The organism is Calditrichota bacterium, assembly GCA_013151735.1.
GTDB lineage: Bacteria > Zhuqueibacterota > JdFR-76 > JdFR-76 > BMS3Abin05 > BMS3Abin05.
On record JAADHR010000113.1, the window covers coordinates 1 to 16,254 of the forward strand.

Genomic DNA, 16,254 nt, shown 5'->3' on the forward strand with positions numbered 1-16,254 from the left:
TTGAAATTTTTCATGAAATACTAACCAATAATCTCAGATAATGCTTTCTTTATTTCCAACCATTCTTTTGAAAAATCATCGTCTTTTAATAGATCTTCATATAAGGATTCGATTTCATATTTTAAATTGGATATAGCCTCTTTTGGGAAATCGCCGTAACCAAAAAGAGGGAAATCAATCGTTTTGGCTATGAAACCCTCTCCGTCTTCTTCCAATGTAATTTTAATGGGCTTTCTCAATTTTTTTTTGTGAAGTTCCCTTAATTCAAATAGTTTCTTAAAATCTTTTGGATTTATGTCCGAATAATAAGATTTGTTAATGAGTTTCATATAGATGTTAATAAAATGTGAAATAGGAGATTCTCCATTTGAGTAGGAGGAACTGTTCATATCAACATATTTAGAAAATGACGACTTAGTGTTTGAAGGAGCAGTAAATCGCATGATTACCCCAATCATTTGGTTTTATTAATATCTGTTAATTCTTGCAATTTTTTAATGTAGTCTCCCAACCATTTGTGTATTTCTTGAGCACTTTGTAGATTTAAAATTATACCATTTTTTACTATTCTTACCATACTGGATTTCAAATCGGATGGTTCATTGTCTATTTCATCCCCAAGCATACCCTCTTTGGTTATTTCATATGATTGGGATATTGGCAATCCATGTCTTTCAAAATAGAAATTAATTACTAACTCCCCACGGGGATTTATGCCACCAAAGGCACCATTGATATAAATCGGATTGTAGTCTTCAGAAAATATATATTTAAACTTTATTACTTCTTTATCAGACATGGTATTTTCCTTAGTTTATTTTTCAATAAAGTCAAAAAGAATGGTCATTTTAATTTGCGTATTGACAATACGCGTAGTCAATTTACTAAATCGTTTCCTTTGTGTCAAGTAGTATTTTTAAGCCAGGATTATATGGCAAATACAATAGTTTTTGTTCGTGTCCGCAAAGGGCGTGCTCAATATTTTCGGTGTCGTTTCCGATAATAAAACGTGTGCGTTGTTTCCGACACAAGCGAATCAGGATGGAACACAGGCGGGAAAAGCGATACACCCCTGCCGGAAGGAACAAGCAGGCAATGGATCAATAGTCACCCCAAAAAGAGTGTCTTCTCTTGCAATTTACGATTTTATTTTTTATATTAGTTTTACTCATTTTTTATTTAAGACAAAATATTTTCTATGTTCTTATTTAATAATATATTATAAAATTTTTCATTACGAAGATTTATCCGTTCAATCGTAATCTTTGTGCCGAAAATAAGAGATAATCTTCCAATGAAAATTATTTACTAAGCGTGCGGCCGCGAGTATGATTTTTGCAAGCACATGATTTGAAATTCGACTTGAAACGTTTAGCCAAATTAAACCGGAGTGTCTATGACCATTCATTCGAAACCTTCTGCGGAATTGAAATTGCCCGAAGCCCTTCGTCGGTTATCGGATCTGGCCTACAATTTTTGGACCGGCTGGCAGCCCGATGTTCAGGAACTTTTTCGAAGTATGAACCCGGATGTGTGGGAGGCTTTTTTACACTGTCCGCTGCAGGTTCTTAAACAAACCCCTTTTGAAAAACTCCAGCGGCTGGCAGACCAGCCCTCATTTCTGGAAAAATACGAGGCAGCTCTTCAAAAATTTGATGCCTACATGAGCAGCTCAGGAACCTGGTTCCACAAAAATGCTCCCAATCCCGACATGAACCCCATTGCCTATTTTTCAGCCGAGTACGGCATTCACGAATCGTTTCCAATGTATTCCGGGGGATTGGGCGTGCTTTCCGGTGATCACTGCAAATCCGCCAGTGACCTGGGACTTCCGTTTGTGGCAGTGGGACTTCTGTACCAGCAGGGATTCTTTACCCAGCAAATTGATCGGGATGGCAACCAAAAAGCTGTTTATACCACGTACAACCCAGAGAATCTGGCACTTCAGGAAGTGGTGGACAGCGAAGGAAACGACCTGCGAGTTCGATTGAGCATTGGGGAGCGGGAAGTTCAGGCGAAAATCTGGAAACTGGCTGTCGGTCGAATCAATGTGCTGCTTTTGGATGTAAACCTTCCGGAAAATCATCCGGAGGATCGGGGAATTAATGCCCAACTTTATCACGCAGACCACGACACCCGCATTCGGCAGGAAATGCTTCTGGGGATCGGCGGCGCCCGCGCACTCAAGGCGCTGGGAATCACGCCGTCTGTCTGGCACATGAACGAAGGCCATTCTGCCTTTATGGGCCTGGAGCGCATCCGCGACTTTATGGCTAACCAAAATCTTTCATTTGATGAAGCGGTGGAAGCCGTACGGGCTAATGCGATATTCACTACCCACACCCCCGTTCCGGCCGGCCATGATGAGTTTCATTATGGATTGGTCGATTATTATTTTCAGCGCTACTGGAATCACCTGGGGCTTCCCCGGGACAAGGTTTTTGAATTGGGAAAAGACGGTTACCGGACAGGGGACCGTTTTAGTATGACTGTTTTGGCCATTAAACTTTCCAGTTACCGGAACGGCGTGAGTCAGCTGCACGGGAAGGTTTCGCAGCACATCTGGCATGATTTGTGGCCGGAACTGCCCGAAAATCAGGTTCCCATTGGCGCCATTACAAATGGGGTGCACACCCCCTCCTGGATGGCTTCTGATGTACAGAGACTGACCGCCCGCACATTTGGGGAGGATTGGAAAGATCACCTGACGGATGCCGGGTACTGGCAAAGGTCTGCTGAACTTCCAAAAGAGGAGTTCTGGAAGATTCACACGCTCTGGAAATCTAATTTGATCCAGGAAATTCGGAGGCGGTTAAAGGTACAATTTGCCCGTGAAGGCCTGCCGGCGGATGAAGTCGATTCTTACCTGGATCCAAATGTTTTGACCATCGGTTTTGCGCGGCGATTTGCCACCTATAAACGGGCAAATCTGATTTTCAGAGACATCGAACGCCTGAAAGCGATTTTGAACCACAGCGAAAAACCTGTTCAGATTATTTTTGCGGGGAAAGCCCACCCGGCCGACCAGCCCGGACAGGCGGTCCTCAGGGACATCTTTCAACACAGCCGGGAAGACGGATTTCGGGGAAAGATTGTTCTGGTAGAAAATTACGATCTGGCGCTGGCCAAACTCCTGGTGGCAGGAAGTGATGTCTGGTTGAATAATCCGCGCAAGCCTCAGGAAGCCAGCGGAACCAGCGGGATGAAGGCCATCCTGAACGGTGGGATCAATTTCAGTGTATTGGATGGCTGGTGGGTGGAAGGCTACAACGGAAAGAATGGTTGGGAAATCGGCCCAAATGATCCTCCGAATGACCCCAACCTTCAGGATGAAATGGACGTCCGGTCGCTGTACGAAACACTGGAAAGCCAGATTATTCCGCTTTATTACCGGCAGAATGAAAAGGGCATTCCCGAGGCGTGGATAGACAAAGCATTTGAATCGTACCGAAGTCTTATTTCCTTTTTCAGCACAGACCGGATGGTGGCCGAATATTTTGAAAAATTCTACAGTAAAGCTTCGGAAGCCGACCGATTCCAAAGAGAAAGGGAATCGGAACAGGCTGTTTATTGAAATTCCGGAGGGCGATTCGCTGCAGAATCGCCCTACTTTGTACGAATTTCTGTTAAGTCCACTCGTTCAATAAGCGCATCTGTGTTGGAATAAACCTCCGCAAAAACCCTTTTCCCCTCCACAGAAAACAGTACAAAATTCTGCAAGGACGTAAATTTCTTCACCCATTTTTCCCAGGGTGGGTGTTCTTTTTCATAATAGGGAGCCCCCATGCCGCCGGAAATAATCTGCCACACCGGATATTTGAAATTGGGGTTGGGAGAGAAGCGGTCTAATGTACCGTCACCATCCGTGTCGTCCACGGCAGGAATCCCGACCGGTGTTTGAGCTGTAATGAGAGCCCGGGAGTAATTGTGTTCATCACCGTCCAAAACAGCCAAAACCTTTTGATGGCTGCTGAACAGGGTCCAGAGGGTGTTTCGCCGTTCGATAATGCCTTCTTTTAAATGATTTAATTTTTTGTGCTTATAATCGTAAACACCGGGCCGCAGAGTGTTGTTGCCGTGGTACCACATTCCGGAATTCAGATGGCCCCCGTTGGGAAATGCCGGCGTGTGTGCGGCCAAAATAACCCAATCGACCGTCGGATCCTTTTCTGCCCGATCCAACTCTTTCTTCAACCAATTGAACTGTACGTCCAGAATGTAACCATCAAAATTGCCGCCGTATTTCATGAAATGATTCGAAAACCAGTAATTCGTATCGAAACTAATGAGTAAAATGTTGCCGTACTGGAACGCGTACACATTCTCCTTGTACGTGGGAAAATCTGTTTTTTTCGGATTGGGATCGTAAGAAGCACCATCTTCAGAAGCAGGACCGTTTAGTGGATTGATAAATTCCTGCGCAAACAGGGCCTCGGCGCTCAGCGTGGCGTAAGGCCATTTGTCGAAACCGGCACCGTAGTGGGAACCGTCGTCAAACCCATTCAGCAGCGTCTCGTGGTTACCCTTGACCACGTACACCGGCCGATAGTGGCCGAACGGTTCAATGGCGTTTTTCCAGCTCTGGAGCTCCATTCGGTAGTCCTCAGCCGAGGTGGTGTAACCATCAATCAAATCGCCTACCATCAGAATGAAACGGGCCCCTTTTCGGTACGCCGCTGTTGCAAAATGGGTAACCGTTTTGTAATTCACCGTGTTGATGTTCAGTTCGCCGCCCCCAAAACCGGAACGGCTGTCAGACATGAAGGCGAATTTGAAATGGCTGGCCCCCTTGGGTGGAGCCGTTTGAAAGGAGAATTCCCGTGAGGTGACCGAGCCGGATTTTCCTGTAGACGTTACCCGGTACGAATAATCCACGCAGGGCGAAAGGCCTGTGACCAGCACTTCGTGGCGCCGGGCCCTTTTGGAATCGACAACTTTTTTCCCGTTTATCCAGACGGTACCCTGGCTGGGTTCATCTGTTGCCCATGAAATGACCACCCGGTCGGGGGCATCGGAACGAATAAGGTTCACAAACGGGCCTTCGGTAAGGGTTAAAGCCCGGTAGAAAATGCCGTTCTTTTTCACGAAATGGACACGGGCATCGTAGGTACGCATGGCCCGGATCGAAGGATCCCACACCTCAATTCGGTAGGGCATGCAGCCTTCTTTGGTTTTAGCCCAACCGTTGTCATCGTATGTGGGTCTGAAATACGCACGAATATCCAAAAACCCCTTCCCTTTTTCAATTCGAGATGCCCTCCGGTAGCGTGGAAATGTGAGTATGGCATCTTTTTGATACACGCCAAATGAAAGACGCCCGGTTAGGGTCGTGTCCCTCAAATCCAGAAACAGGCCGTTTTGGTTGCCTTTCGGCAAAACATTCCACACCTGATTGTGGCGCAAAAAGAAATTCTCTTCTGCTTTTTTCGTCGGGAGATTGGGAACTTGGACAGGCAATTTTTCTCCGCTCAAAGCGATGTCATTAAGAAAAGCGATCACCCCAAAGACCAAAACCATCCAGATGAGTTTGTTTTTCATGATTGCATCCCTATTTTTCTTAAACGTCCGGTTTATTTCGCGATTTAATATTTTCGTGTCTGCGAGTCATGAATAATCCAGGCAGAACTTGAGTGAAATCAAACGGTCTAAACTCATTTTATGCCGATTGATAACCGTTGGGGCCAGCCTCTTTTGACAGGCCCTTCAGCTCACACCCCTTTTCGAATTAGCCCGCGGATTTGCTGCCGGAAATTTTCGATTTCTCCGCTTTCTGAAAAACTGTAGTAGCGGTTTTCACCCACGATGATGTGATCCAGCAGCGGAATCTGGAGCGCCTCTCCGGCAATCACCAGAGCACGCGTGGTTTTGATGTCATCCGTGCTGGGATCGGGGCTGCCCGAAGGGTGGTTGTGGGCACACACAATGTTGGTAGCGCCGTAACGGTTGGCCAGTGCGAAAATTTCCCGAAACGGAACCAGACTCTCCGTAAGCGTCCCTTGACTGACGGTGTGCATTTCCAAAATTTGGTTTCTGGCGTTGAGGAAAAGAACCTTAAATACCTCTTTTTTTAAATCGCGGAGCTGAGGCAAAATAAACTCGTACACCTGTTGAGGCGAATAGATTTTTCCAAGATCCCGCTTTTTCTCCGACATCACCCGCTCGCCGAGGGCAACAGCCGCTTTCAATTGCGCCACTTTTGCTACGCTGAGCCCGTGAATGCGGTACAACTCCTCGGGGGCCCAGTTGGCCAGGGCACGCAATCCGCCGGTTTCCTGCAAAATCTGTCGACCCAAATCGACGGCACTCATCCCGGGAACCCCCACCCGCAGCAAAATGGCCAGCAGCTCGGCGTTGCTCAGGGAGTCGGCCCCCTGCTTCAGGAGTTTTTCTCTGGGCCGGTCTTCTTCCGGCCAGTTGGAAATGGATTTTTCGTACACTTTTCGATGGGGAGAAGTCATTATGTCCTTCGTCCGATCCGGTGCAGGGTCATCATGTTGGTGGTCCCTTTTACGCCCAGCGGTGCCCCTGAAACGATCACAATAGAATCTCCCTGGGTGACCAGGCCGTCAGAAAGAAGGGCCTTTTCCACGCGTTGAATCATTTCATCGAGAGAATTGATCATGTCAATCTTTCGGGTAGTGGTGCCCCAATTAAGAAGGAGTCTGTGACGAACCTTTTCAGAAAGCGTAAACGCCACAATTTGTGTGGACGGCCTGTATTTGGAGATCAAACGAGCCGTAAAACCCGACTGGGTAAATGCGACAATGGCCCGGGCATTCAGTTCCAGAGCCGCTTCACAAGCGGCCTCGCTAATGGAATCGGGAAAGGTCTTTTGGGCATGTCGGCCGCTCGGAAGCACAGGGTGTGCGTCTTCCCGTGAATGCTGTTCCGCTTCTTCGATGATTTTTCGCATCATTTGAACGGATTCTACAGGGTATTCACCGGCCGCTGTTTCCGCAGAAAGCATGACGGCATCGGTGCCATCGAAAATGGCGTTTGCTACATCGGAGGCTTCAGCGCGGGTGGGCCGGGGCTGGAAACGCATGGATTCCAACATCTGTGTGGCGGTGATCACCGGAATGCTTTTTTCAATACATTTTCGGATGATGTCCTTTTGAATGATCGGCACTTTTTCCGGATTCATTTCCACGCCCAGGTCGCCGCGGGCCACCATGGCGGCATCGGCTACTGACAGAATATCGTCCAGATTCTCAATGGCCTCGGGTTTTTCCAGTTTGGCAATAACGGGAATGTCCGTGCCCTCATCTTCGATGAGTTTTTTGAGCTCCGCAACATCCAGCGGTGTCCGAACAAAAGATAACGCCACAAAATCCACCTTTTGTTCAATTCCAAATTTCAGGTCGATTTTATCCTTTTCCGTCAGCGAAGGGGTGCTGAGTTTGACGCCCGGCAGATTAATTCCCTTGTGGGAACCAAGAGGTCCCCCGTGAATGACCTCACAAATCACCTTGGTATCGGCTGTTTTCGTTACCCGGAGTTCCAGCAGGCCATCGTCAAGAAGAATGCGGTCGCCCGGAGAAACATCCTTGGGCAAATGCTTGTAGGTTGTGGAAATCATTTCGGTTGTGCCGGTCAAAGGCTCCGTTGTGATGGTGATTTTCTGGCCATCCTTGAGAAGGATGTGCCCATCTTTGATTGGACCGACACGGATTTTGGGCCCTTGAAGGTCCTGAAGAATTCCAATCGGGCGGTTGAGCTTTTTTGATAGATTCCGAACAATTTGGATCATGCGGGCGTGTTCATCGTGGGTGCCGTGTGAAAAATTGAGTCGGACCACATCCACACCTGTTTGAATCAGCTTTTGAATAATTTCAGGGGAATTGCTCGCAGGTCCGAGGGTGGCAATAATTTTTGCACGTTTCATGGTATCTCCTCTTTTTGAAGAAGAAATTCAAATGGGGCAAGCCGCCAGTGGAATTTTCGATCGGGAGCCGTGCAGAATGCGTTCAGGCGAAAAACGATATTTTCCCGATTGCATCGGTAGAACGTGTTTGTGTCGAAAACAAAACCATGCCCCGGCCTAACAGAAGAATGTCGTTTTAAATTCAAGCCCGCCAAACAGCGGGCTTGTTTCATCGCAATTAATCATTAACAAGGTAACTGAATCGTTCTTTGAATTCAGACACAGTCATTTTTCCCGCATCGGCCAATTTTTTCAGCATTTCAGGATCATCAAAATCCTTTTTGGTCAGCCGAATCATGTATTCCCGTGCCACAGCATAGGAATCGGTTTTCACATCGACCAATCGCACGGACATTTTGCCGGTTTTTTCGTCCAGAATATCCTCAAATGGAATAGGAATGAGTTTCCCGGCATCCACATAAATAAGGGCTCCATTGGGCGCCTTTGCGACCAAATCATCACTAATCAGGAATTTAATGGCGCTGTATCCCAGGTCGCGCACGTACTCGCAGTCAAATGGAATGGGTGGGGCTGAACGCAGCTCGTAGCCGATGTTTCCGGTGACCATTCGGAATTTTTCGCCGCGCTGTTGAAACCGGTGCTCCAATTCGTACTTGATAATTCGTCCCAGATCGATTTCAGCCAGGCGAATGTGTCCGTAATCATCGTAGTCAATTCGCATGCCTTCGATGGCTTGCAGTTCTTCCACGTCCAGTTTCTCGGCGATTCCTTCAGCCAGCACCACAACACCATCCTGGCGGCCCTTGACCCGGCGCTTGAGAATGGAGCCCTCAATAATATCACAGACCTTTTTAATGGCGATTGTTTCTTCTTGAAATTCTTCGCCGATGATTACATTGGTTACGCCGGCTGCTTTTCCGATTCCAAGAGCCAGATGTCCGGCTTTTCGACCCATGGCCACAACGATGTACCAGCGGTTTGTGGTACGTGAATCTTCCATTAGGTTATGAACAATGGAAACACCCACGTGTCGGGCCGTTTGAAACCCAAATGTGGGAATGTTACCGGGCAGGGGCAGGTCGTTGTCGATGGTTTTGGGAACGTGAGCCACGCGGATTTTTCCTTTTACAGCCTCGGCCACCTTACTGGCTGAAAAGGCCGTATCGTCACCCCCGATGGTAATCAAGTCCGTAATACCCAATTCCATAAATCCCCGAATGACATTGTCCATGCTTTGCTTGCTCTTGGTAGGATTTTCACGCGATGTACGCAAGATGGAACCACCGGTAAAGTGAATCCGGGAAACGTCCTCTATTTCAAGTTTTTGAATGTGCGTGTAATCGCCCCTTGCAAACCAATAGTAACCACCGATAATGCCAATCACTTCCATGCCCTGATTTCTGGCTTCAATTGTGGCGGCACTGATAACGCCATTAATTCCGGGGGCCGGACCACCTCCAACAATAATTCCCAGTTTTCTTTGCTGCGTACTCACAGGTTAAGCTCCTTTCTGAAATTTTTTCTGCATGAAGATTTCATATATGGCTTTAAGTCGTTTTATTCAAATTCTAATAATAATAATCATTTTTTTCCCCCCAATCAAGTGAAAATGAAAGGAGGTTGGATTTTCTTGTCCGTTACCCTTTTATCTTATTTTTAGGTGTTTTCCATCCGTGCTAAAAATAATAGCCCCTTCCCTGTCGGTACGAAGGGTCTGGATGTTCAACCGTTTGAGACGATAAAGGATTTCCGGCGAAGGCTGGTGAAAGCGATTGTGTGCCCCCACCGAAATCACCGCATAACGCGGATGAACGGCTTTTAGGAATGCCAGGGTACTGGATGTTTGACTTCCGTGATGTGGTATCTTGAGTACGTCCGATTTAAGAAGCGTGCCAAATGGAAGCAGTTGTCTTTCCACGGGTTGTTCAATATCCCCCGTAAACAAGAACGAGCGGGATCCGAAACGGATTTTGGCTACCACGGAATGATTGTTTTCTCTGTCCGGAGGATCTGCGTGTCCGATTTGGTGTGAAGGCGTGATCGGATAGAAAATCCAGATGGACGCCCCGTGCCAGTTGAGACGGTGAAAACCGGCGAGGACCGCCCGAAGAGGGATCTTCTTTCGGCGGATACTGTTTCGGTAGAGCCGGTAAATCGGCCGGTCTAAACTGTCTCCATTGTCCCAGATTTCTTCCACGGCCAAATGGGCCAGTAAAAAAGGGGCCCCTCCAATATGATCTTCGTGGGGGTGACTGATCATCATGGCATCAAGACGACTGCAGTGTTCGTATCGTAAATAGGGAAAAACAAGACGTGCACCTGCATCAAATGATTTTGTGCGCGGGCCGGCGTCGATCATCAGAAAATGGCCGTCGGGAAATTCCACAACACTTCCGTCGCCCTGACCCACATCCAGAAATGTCACCTTAAGTGTGGGTTGGAGATGGAGCAGGACGTCGGTGCCGGTCCAGACAAGAAGGAGAAAAATCAGGCCAAGTGATAACTGCCGTACCCTGCGGGGATTGTCGGCAAACCAGATCATTCCCAACAGAATAAAATAGGCCGCAAGATACCAAAGAGAAAAATGCCCGAATGATTCGATGGAACTGCCCGGCAGTCTGCTGAAAAAGGTCACAAATTGAATAAGGCAGGTGAGGAGATATTTAACCGGCACGGCCAGCACGCTTCCCAGAAACGGCCAGATGGGGCCCAGCGAAATCAGCGCAAAACCGAGAGCCACACTGACAAAAACCAGTGGAATGACGACAAGATTGGCCAGAAGTGAGTACGTGGGTAATCGGTGAAAATAGTAAAGCGTCAATGGAAGTGTTCCCAATTGAGCGGTAAATGACACAATCAGAAGCGGCAAGAGTTTAGTGCCCCAAAATCGCTGGAGGCGATTCCGCGGGACAAATCGAAAAAAAGCCAGAATCCGGCTGTAGAACAACACAATTCCAAGAACAGCCAGAAAAGATAATTGAAACCCTGCATCGAAAAGCATGAACGGATTTACCATGAGAAGAACGAGGGCTGCAACAGCCAGACTATTCAGAACAGCCGTCCGGCGCTGGAGCAGGTAGCCGAGCAAAATAATGGCGGCCATGAAAACGGCTCGAATCACAGGAGGTTTGCCTCCCGTGAGAGCGGCGTAAACAATCAGGGCAAAAATAACCAGAATGGTTCGGGGAGTTTCAGGCAAATGCAGGAGGGAAAACATCCCCATCAGCAAAAGAAGAATAAATCCCACGTGAAGACCGGAAACGGCCAATACGTGAATTACGCCTGTTCGGGCAAAGCGCTGCTGAATTGCGGGATCAATTTGGCCCCTCTGCCCCAACAGCAAGCCTTTTAGGAGAAAGGCCTCCTCGGTTTGACCGAGATGGTGTGTGATTTGCAGCGAAAGCCGCTCACGAAGGGAGGCGATCAAACCGGTCCAAAAGAATACGCCCCGTTTTTCTGAAAGAATCTGTACCCGCTCATTCTGTACCAAGTAAAAAACGGCAGAAATGTTTCGTCGGGCCAGATAAGCCCGGTAATCGAATTCACCGGGGTTTCGTTTCCCCGGGGGTTGGCTGAGGTACCCGCGGAGGAAAACACGCTGACCCATTTTCAGCCGAAGGGAGGTATCTTTGGAAGAAACCAGGAGTTTTGCCCGGGCGGGGAAAAGGGAATCCCGATTGAGAACATATTCTGCGTGGAGAATCCACTTCAACCGGCCATGTTGAACCTCCGGCGCCGAGGAGAGGGTTCCGATCAGGCCGGCGGGGTTTTTGATTTTCGAAAGAAGCGAGTTTGCCTGTTTTTGAAGATCGGTTTGCGCGGCGCTCACCCACAAAAATCCCAGCAAAATGCCTGCAAACATTCCGGTACAGGTGCGGATTCGGGCCCGTCTCATAGAATAAAAAAGAAAACCAATCAGTAGAAAAGTGACCGATGCAGCCAAAAGGGGTGAAAGAGAACATCTGAAAAAACGCCCCAGAATACTTCCAAGAATAAAATTGAGGACAACAACAACAGCAGGTTCTTTCACGGTTTATTCCCCCTGTTATTTCCATTTCGGAACACCGTTTTATTAGATAACAAAATTGGCTGAATATTGAAAAACAACTGTTTTGCAATATCTTATTTAACAATAAGATACGATTTTGGCAAATGGAAAATTCTGGTACGATATTTGTGATTTAGGCAGTATCAGCACCCGTACACTTCAAAAAGAATCCCTTTTCGGAAGGTGTCTTTTAAACAACTGCATCGCGTTGAAGCGTTATCCATACGAATGGACAATTGGTTTTGAATAAGAAACACAAGAAAATCTATCCTGAAGGACAAACCGTATCATTTCGTGATGCGCCAAAAGAGGTTCAGAATCTTATGAAAGAACTCGTAGTGATGTGTCCGTTTCGCAAAGAGGCAATTACGGATTTGGAGAATTTGGCCATTCAATTTACCCGCCAGACCGACGGGTGGCAATTTGTATGCAACGTGTGCCCCCATACGACGTGTACCGGTTTTATTCTGGATACCCCTCAACCCTCAGGAAAAAAGGGTACCCGTTTTTTGCGCGCGTAAAATCAGGGCTAAAAATGTCTTTTTCGTCTTAATCAGAAAATAGCACCCAAACTCAGATGCCTTTTTTCCAGCCCACTCCAATGAGTCCGAAAATCAGGACCAGGGAGACAGCCGTAATGAGCAGTCCCAGCTTAAAGCTTCGCGGATCAAAAATAAATTGAATCTTGTGCGTTCCCGGTTGAAGAAAAATCGAACGTAAGAAGTAGTCGGTTTTGTAGATTTTTGTTCGTTTGCCGTCCACAAAGGCCTTCCAACCTGCCGGATAGTAGACTTCGCTGAGTACCAGTTGAGCCGGTTTGACCACAGTTGCACTCAGAACAATTTTGTGAATACTGAAATGTCCGATGATGACCTGATTTTTGGAACTCGCCCGGATGGTAAAGGGAGGATCTTCTTCAATAATGGCCAATTTTTTCGGATCAAAATCCAGTTGTTTCATCCGCCCAAAGATGGCCTTCTTGCCGTGAAGCACCTGAAGGGTATCCACGAAAAATGCACGGGGAAGAACCCCCCGGTTGTACAGCACCTTTTTCCGCTGGCCCTTGAATACTACGGAATACACGCTGTCCGGAACGGGATAGGGGGAGAGTACATATTTTACATTGAGCATGTTCAGGAGTACCTGGTGAAAATGCCATTCGATCGGATTAATTTCCTGAGGCGTTCGGTAGGCCATGCCCTGCCGTCCGTTTCGCGTAACGGGTTTGACATATTTCATAAAAAAGCTCCGCGGCAGCCCGGATTCCGCCAGCATATCCTGGTAAATTTTAATCTTTGCCGCGTGGTAGCCGTACATATTTTGGATCAGATGGTACATGTACCAGTTGGCAGGTTTATCGTCTAAAACCGGCATGATCCGATAGAGTGAGTGGTCATTTTTCAGGAACTGAACCACATCCGTCGCGGCAAAAAAGGATTCCTCACTGGCTTTGGGTTGAGGGTGAATAACCTTAAAATCCACGGCCCAGAGGTCAATAATCACCAGAAAAAAGAGTGTCCATTTCAACGTGCCTGATTGGATGGACTTTTTCAGATAAAGCCAGATCACCCCAAAGGCCGCTGCAAAGAGTAACAGAGCCTTCAGCCCGTCATTCACTGCCATTTTGTAGGCACGTTCCTGAAGAACCGGGCTGCTGATTTTGCCGGAGGCAGCCATGCTTCCCAAAAGCGAACTTTTGGCGACCAGAAGATAGAGAAAGAGCAGAAGCAAAAATCCGCCGAATCCGTAAAGATAGTTCTGGAGCTTTTTCAAAGTGGATTTGTCCAGTTTTTCGAGATTGAGCCGAATAAGGGCAAACAGTCCGATGCCGGCCAGGACGGCTACTGAGAACTGAAGCAAAATCAAGATCGTGTTGGGGGCGCGAAATTTGTTGAAAAACGGCAGAAGTTTAAACATGGGGCCGTAAAGTACCGGGAATTCTTTTCCGAATGAAGCCAACAACGCCAAAATACCCAGAAGTCCGAGGAACCAGGTGGTGCGGCTGCGTTTCAGCAAAAAGGCAAATCCGACCAGAATCAACGGAATGAGACCCATATAGAGCGGGAAATCGGTGAAGGGCATGTGTCCCCAATAGGTTTGCCCGCCAAACCCTACAAACGAGGGGATAAAAAAGGTCAAGATTTCCAAAGGCGAAAAGGACCAGCTTGTGGCGTACGCATAGCTGAGACCGCCCCCTGTTCCGCCGCGAATCGAGTAGTGAGAGTACTCGAAAACGGACAGATTGAGCCAGGCAGAAACCGCCATTCCCAGACCCACTGCCACAGCCAGAAAAATGCCGGAAGTAATGACTGCTTTCCAATTCTTCTTTTTAACGATTGTTTCAACCGCCCAATAGAGGTAAAAAAGACCCACCATCAAAAAGGTGTAGTAAGCAATTTGTACGTGCGCCCGAAGCAGTTGCAGGCCAATTGAGAGACCCAAAAGGCCCAGGTAGAGTATCTTGCGGGTTTCCAGAAGCTCCTCGGTAACCCAAAAAATGACAGGAATCAGGCTGGCTGTGAGCAGTTTGGTGTTGTGTCCAAACGCGGGGTACGCGACAACCTGTGGCTGGAAAAGCATGACGACGGACGAGAAAAGGGCTACAAATGCCAGACCGGTGTGCTTTTTCATCAACAGATACATGAAAAGACCGAACAAAAATAAATTAAGCAGAATCCGTGTAAAATCCGGCAGGGGAAAGACCAGTTTGAACACCCAGATGACGGCATTAATCACATCGCCCAACAAATCCACAAACGGGGCGCTGGACAGGCTGGCGAAGGAGGGCATCCCGCTGAAAATGTAGGGATTCCAGAGGGGATAAACGTGCTGCCGAAAGGCTTCCTTCAAAAAGGGCTGGACACTCTTGGAAGCCAGCGTGTCCGGCGGGAGGAGCGTTTTTCCGGCAAAAATGACCTGATTATAAAAAATCAGCAACAGAACAAACAGAAGCGCCAAAGGCAGAATATTGGGGTGTTTTTCAAAATAGTCCATCCACGAGGAGGATGGTTTGTCAATCCTTTTTGAAGCCTGTTTTTTGTGGGATTTTTTTCGTTTGGATTTTTGAGCCATGGGTGTTCTCCGAATTAACGTTTAAAAGAAAAACAGGGCCGCAAGAACACAAAGGAACGAAGGACAATGAATTCCCTGGTGTTTTTTTGTGATCTGTTTTAATTGTACACATTTCTTCCCAAAAAATCAAGGAGAGATTTAGACGGTAAATGCAACCTACGCCACATTTTTATGGCTTTTTATCAATAGATAAAAGGTAAAGCCGGGAAGCAGCGCCGAGAAAAACCAGTCCATCCCTTTCAAGAGAATTCCATATTTCAGTTTGAAATGATATTGAATGTGAACCGACAGCTTGCTCCGAAACGTAGTTTGTTTGTCCACGTGAAAGCCAGCTTCTTGCAGACTTTGGGCCAGATTTTTTTTGTTAAACGAATTGACATGGCCGTCGCGGTAGAAAGGCGTGTGGCAATGGGGACAGATGATGATTTTGAGCTCCTCGTTGTACGGAACCGTTACAATGAAGGTACCCCCCGGTTTGAGAATCCGGTAAGCCTCGCGCAGCACATCCTCGTATCCCTCAATGTGCTCAATGACCTCCGAGCAGACCACGGCGTCAAAATAGCCGGCTGGCAGACCGGTGTTTTTGATGTCTGCCTGGACCTGTTGAATGTGGTATTTTTGGGCCACCTCTTCAAATTTTTTCAATCGGTTGGCCGAAAGGTCCACGCTCGTGACCACGTGCCCCGCCCGCGCCATGAGGTACGAGAGGTAACCGTCGCCGCAACCCAAATCGACCACGTGAGTTGCCGATTGAGGCAGCTGTTTCAGAACCGCTTCGTAGCGAATCATCTCCTGAAAATACATAGGGGCGTTTTTTTCTGTATTCCAGATATTTTTCTGTGTGGCTACGGTTTCGTAGTACTGTTTGTAGGTTTCTTCATCCATGCAACAACTCCCGGTAAATGCGTACCAATTTTTGGCTTTCTTTTTCCCAATTGTACGTTTCAACCACTGCCCGGTGCCCCGCTTCACCCCATTCCTGCAGGCGGTGGCTGCGGGCCATCTGGAGCAGTTTTTCGGCAAAATCTTCGGGGTTCCCGGCCTCAAACACCAGACCGCAGGCGGTTTCTTCCACAATCCGTTTGAGGGGTGGCGAGCTGCTTACCAGAACCGGCTTCTTTAAATACATGTACTGAAACAATTTGTGCGGAACGGTGGTGTCCGTGTGCGCAATGGACAGGTGGGGAATGAAGCAAATGTCCGCTTCCTGAATGGCCCGGGCACTCTTTTCAAACGGTACCCAGCCGGT

The 16,254-nt window shown here is 47.7% G+C and carries 12 protein-coding genes; 2 read left to right on the plus strand and 10 right to left on the minus strand.

Annotated elements, in window-relative coordinates; genetic code table 11:
- Positions 1–20: 20 nt before the first annotated feature.
- Positions 21–389 (minus strand): hypothetical protein, encoded by a 369-nt coding sequence (locus tag GXO76_07905; protein ID NOY77777.1) that lies wholly within the window; start codon positions 387–389, stop codon positions 21–23.
- 65 nt (positions 390–454) lie between these two features.
- Positions 455–799, minus strand: coding sequence for a hypothetical protein (locus GXO76_07910; GenBank protein NOY77778.1), 345 nt, complete (start codon positions 797–799; stop codon positions 455–457).
- A gap of 597 nt (positions 800–1,396) precedes the next feature.
- Between GXO76_07910 and GXO76_07915 the strand changes: the two genes are divergently transcribed.
- Positions 1,397–3,574 carry a glycosyltransferase family 1 protein gene (locus GXO76_07915; protein ID NOY77779.1) on the plus strand — a complete coding sequence of 726 codons (2,178 nt, stop codon included), beginning with the start codon at positions 1,397–1,399 and terminating at the stop codon, positions 3,572–3,574.
- Between the two features lie 32 nt (positions 3,575–3,606).
- Here the strand turns inward: GXO76_07915 and GXO76_07920 are convergent, their stop codons facing one another.
- From GXO76_07920 to GXO76_07940, 5 genes are all read right to left on the minus strand, one after another.
- On the minus strand, positions 3,607–5,538 hold the full coding sequence (locus GXO76_07920; GenBank protein NOY77780.1) for a metallophosphoesterase family protein: 1,932 nt from the start codon (positions 5,536–5,538) through the stop codon (positions 3,607–3,609).
- A 170-nt stretch (positions 5,539–5,708) separates the two neighbouring features.
- The gene (locus tag GXO76_07925) at positions 5,709–6,458 is read right to left on the minus strand and encodes a JAB domain-containing protein (GenBank protein NOY77781.1); all 750 of its coding nucleotides are present in this window, start codon (positions 6,456–6,458) and stop codon (positions 5,709–5,711) included.
- The gene (pyk, locus tag GXO76_07930) at positions 6,458–7,885 is read right to left on the minus strand and encodes a pyruvate kinase (GenBank protein NOY77782.1); all 1,428 of its coding nucleotides are present in this window, start codon (positions 7,883–7,885) and stop codon (positions 6,458–6,460) included. The genes GXO76_07925 and pyk overlap by 1 nt, the downstream gene beginning before the upstream one ends.
- 217 nt (positions 7,886–8,102) lie before the next feature.
- A complete protein-coding gene (locus GXO76_07935) occupies positions 8,103–9,380 on the minus strand; it encodes a 6-phosphofructokinase (GenBank protein NOY77783.1) in 1,278 nt (425 codons plus the stop codon).
- A 150-nt stretch (positions 9,381–9,530) separates the two neighbouring features.
- Positions 9,531–11,915, minus strand: coding sequence for a DNA internalization-related competence protein ComEC/Rec2 (locus GXO76_07940; GenBank protein NOY77784.1), 2,385 nt, complete (start codon positions 11,913–11,915; stop codon positions 9,531–9,533).
- 341 nt (positions 11,916–12,256) lie between these two features.
- On the opposite strand from GXO76_07940, the gene GXO76_07945 reads away from it, so the two are divergent.
- Complete coding sequence (locus GXO76_07945; protein ID NOY77785.1) at positions 12,257–12,454, plus strand: hypothetical protein; 198 nt, start codon at positions 12,257–12,259, stop codon at positions 12,452–12,454.
- A gap of 52 nt (positions 12,455–12,506) precedes the next feature.
- Here the strand turns inward: GXO76_07945 and GXO76_07950 are convergent, their stop codons facing one another.
- The 3 genes from GXO76_07950 to GXO76_07960 all read right to left on the minus strand — a co-directional run.
- On the minus strand, positions 12,507–15,005 hold the full coding sequence (locus GXO76_07950) for a YfhO family protein (GenBank protein ID NOY77786.1): 2,499 nt from the start codon (positions 15,003–15,005) through the stop codon (positions 12,507–12,509).
- A gap of 156 nt (positions 15,006–15,161) precedes the next feature.
- Entirely contained in the window at positions 15,162–15,890 is a 729-nt protein-coding gene (locus GXO76_07955; GenBank protein ID NOY77787.1) for a class I SAM-dependent methyltransferase, read from the minus strand.
- The coding region (locus GXO76_07960; GenBank protein NOY77788.1) for a glycosyltransferase family 4 protein at positions 15,883–16,254 on the minus strand (372 nt) is incomplete at its 5' end. The genes GXO76_07955 and GXO76_07960, both read right to left, overlap by 8 nt.

Excerpts from the sequence above, each read along its gene's own strand:
- GXO76_07920 (NOY77780.1), bottom strand. The coding sequence starts at position 5,538 with ATGAAAAACAAACTCATCTGGATGGTTTTGGTCTTTGGGGTGATCGCT.
- pyk (NOY77782.1), bottom strand. The coding sequence starts at position 7,885 with ATGAAACGTGCAAAAATTATTGCCACCCTCGGACCTGCGAGCAATTCC.
- GXO76_07905 (NOY77777.1), bottom strand. The coding sequence starts at position 389 with ATGAACAGTTCCTCCTACTCAAATGGAGAATCTCCTATTTCACATTTT.
- GXO76_07910 (NOY77778.1), bottom strand. The coding sequence starts at position 799 with ATGTCTGATAAAGAAGTAATAAAGTTTAAATATATATTTTCTGAAGAC.
- GXO76_07945 (NOY77785.1), top strand. The coding sequence starts at position 12,257 with ATGAAAGAACTCGTAGTGATGTGTCCGTTTCGCAAAGAGGCAATTACG.
- GXO76_07925 (NOY77781.1), bottom strand. The coding sequence starts at position 6,458 with ATGACTTCTCCCCATCGAAAAGTGTACGAAAAATCCATTTCCAACTGG.
- GXO76_07950 (NOY77786.1), bottom strand. The coding sequence starts at position 15,005 with ATGGCTCAAAAATCCAAACGAAAAAAATCCCACAAAAAACAGGCTTCA.
- GXO76_07955 (NOY77787.1), bottom strand. The coding sequence starts at position 15,890 with ATGGATGAAGAAACCTACAAACAGTACTACGAAACCGTAGCCACACAG.
- GXO76_07915 (NOY77779.1), top strand. The coding sequence starts at position 1,397 with ATGACCATTCATTCGAAACCTTCTGCGGAATTGAAATTGCCCGAAGCC.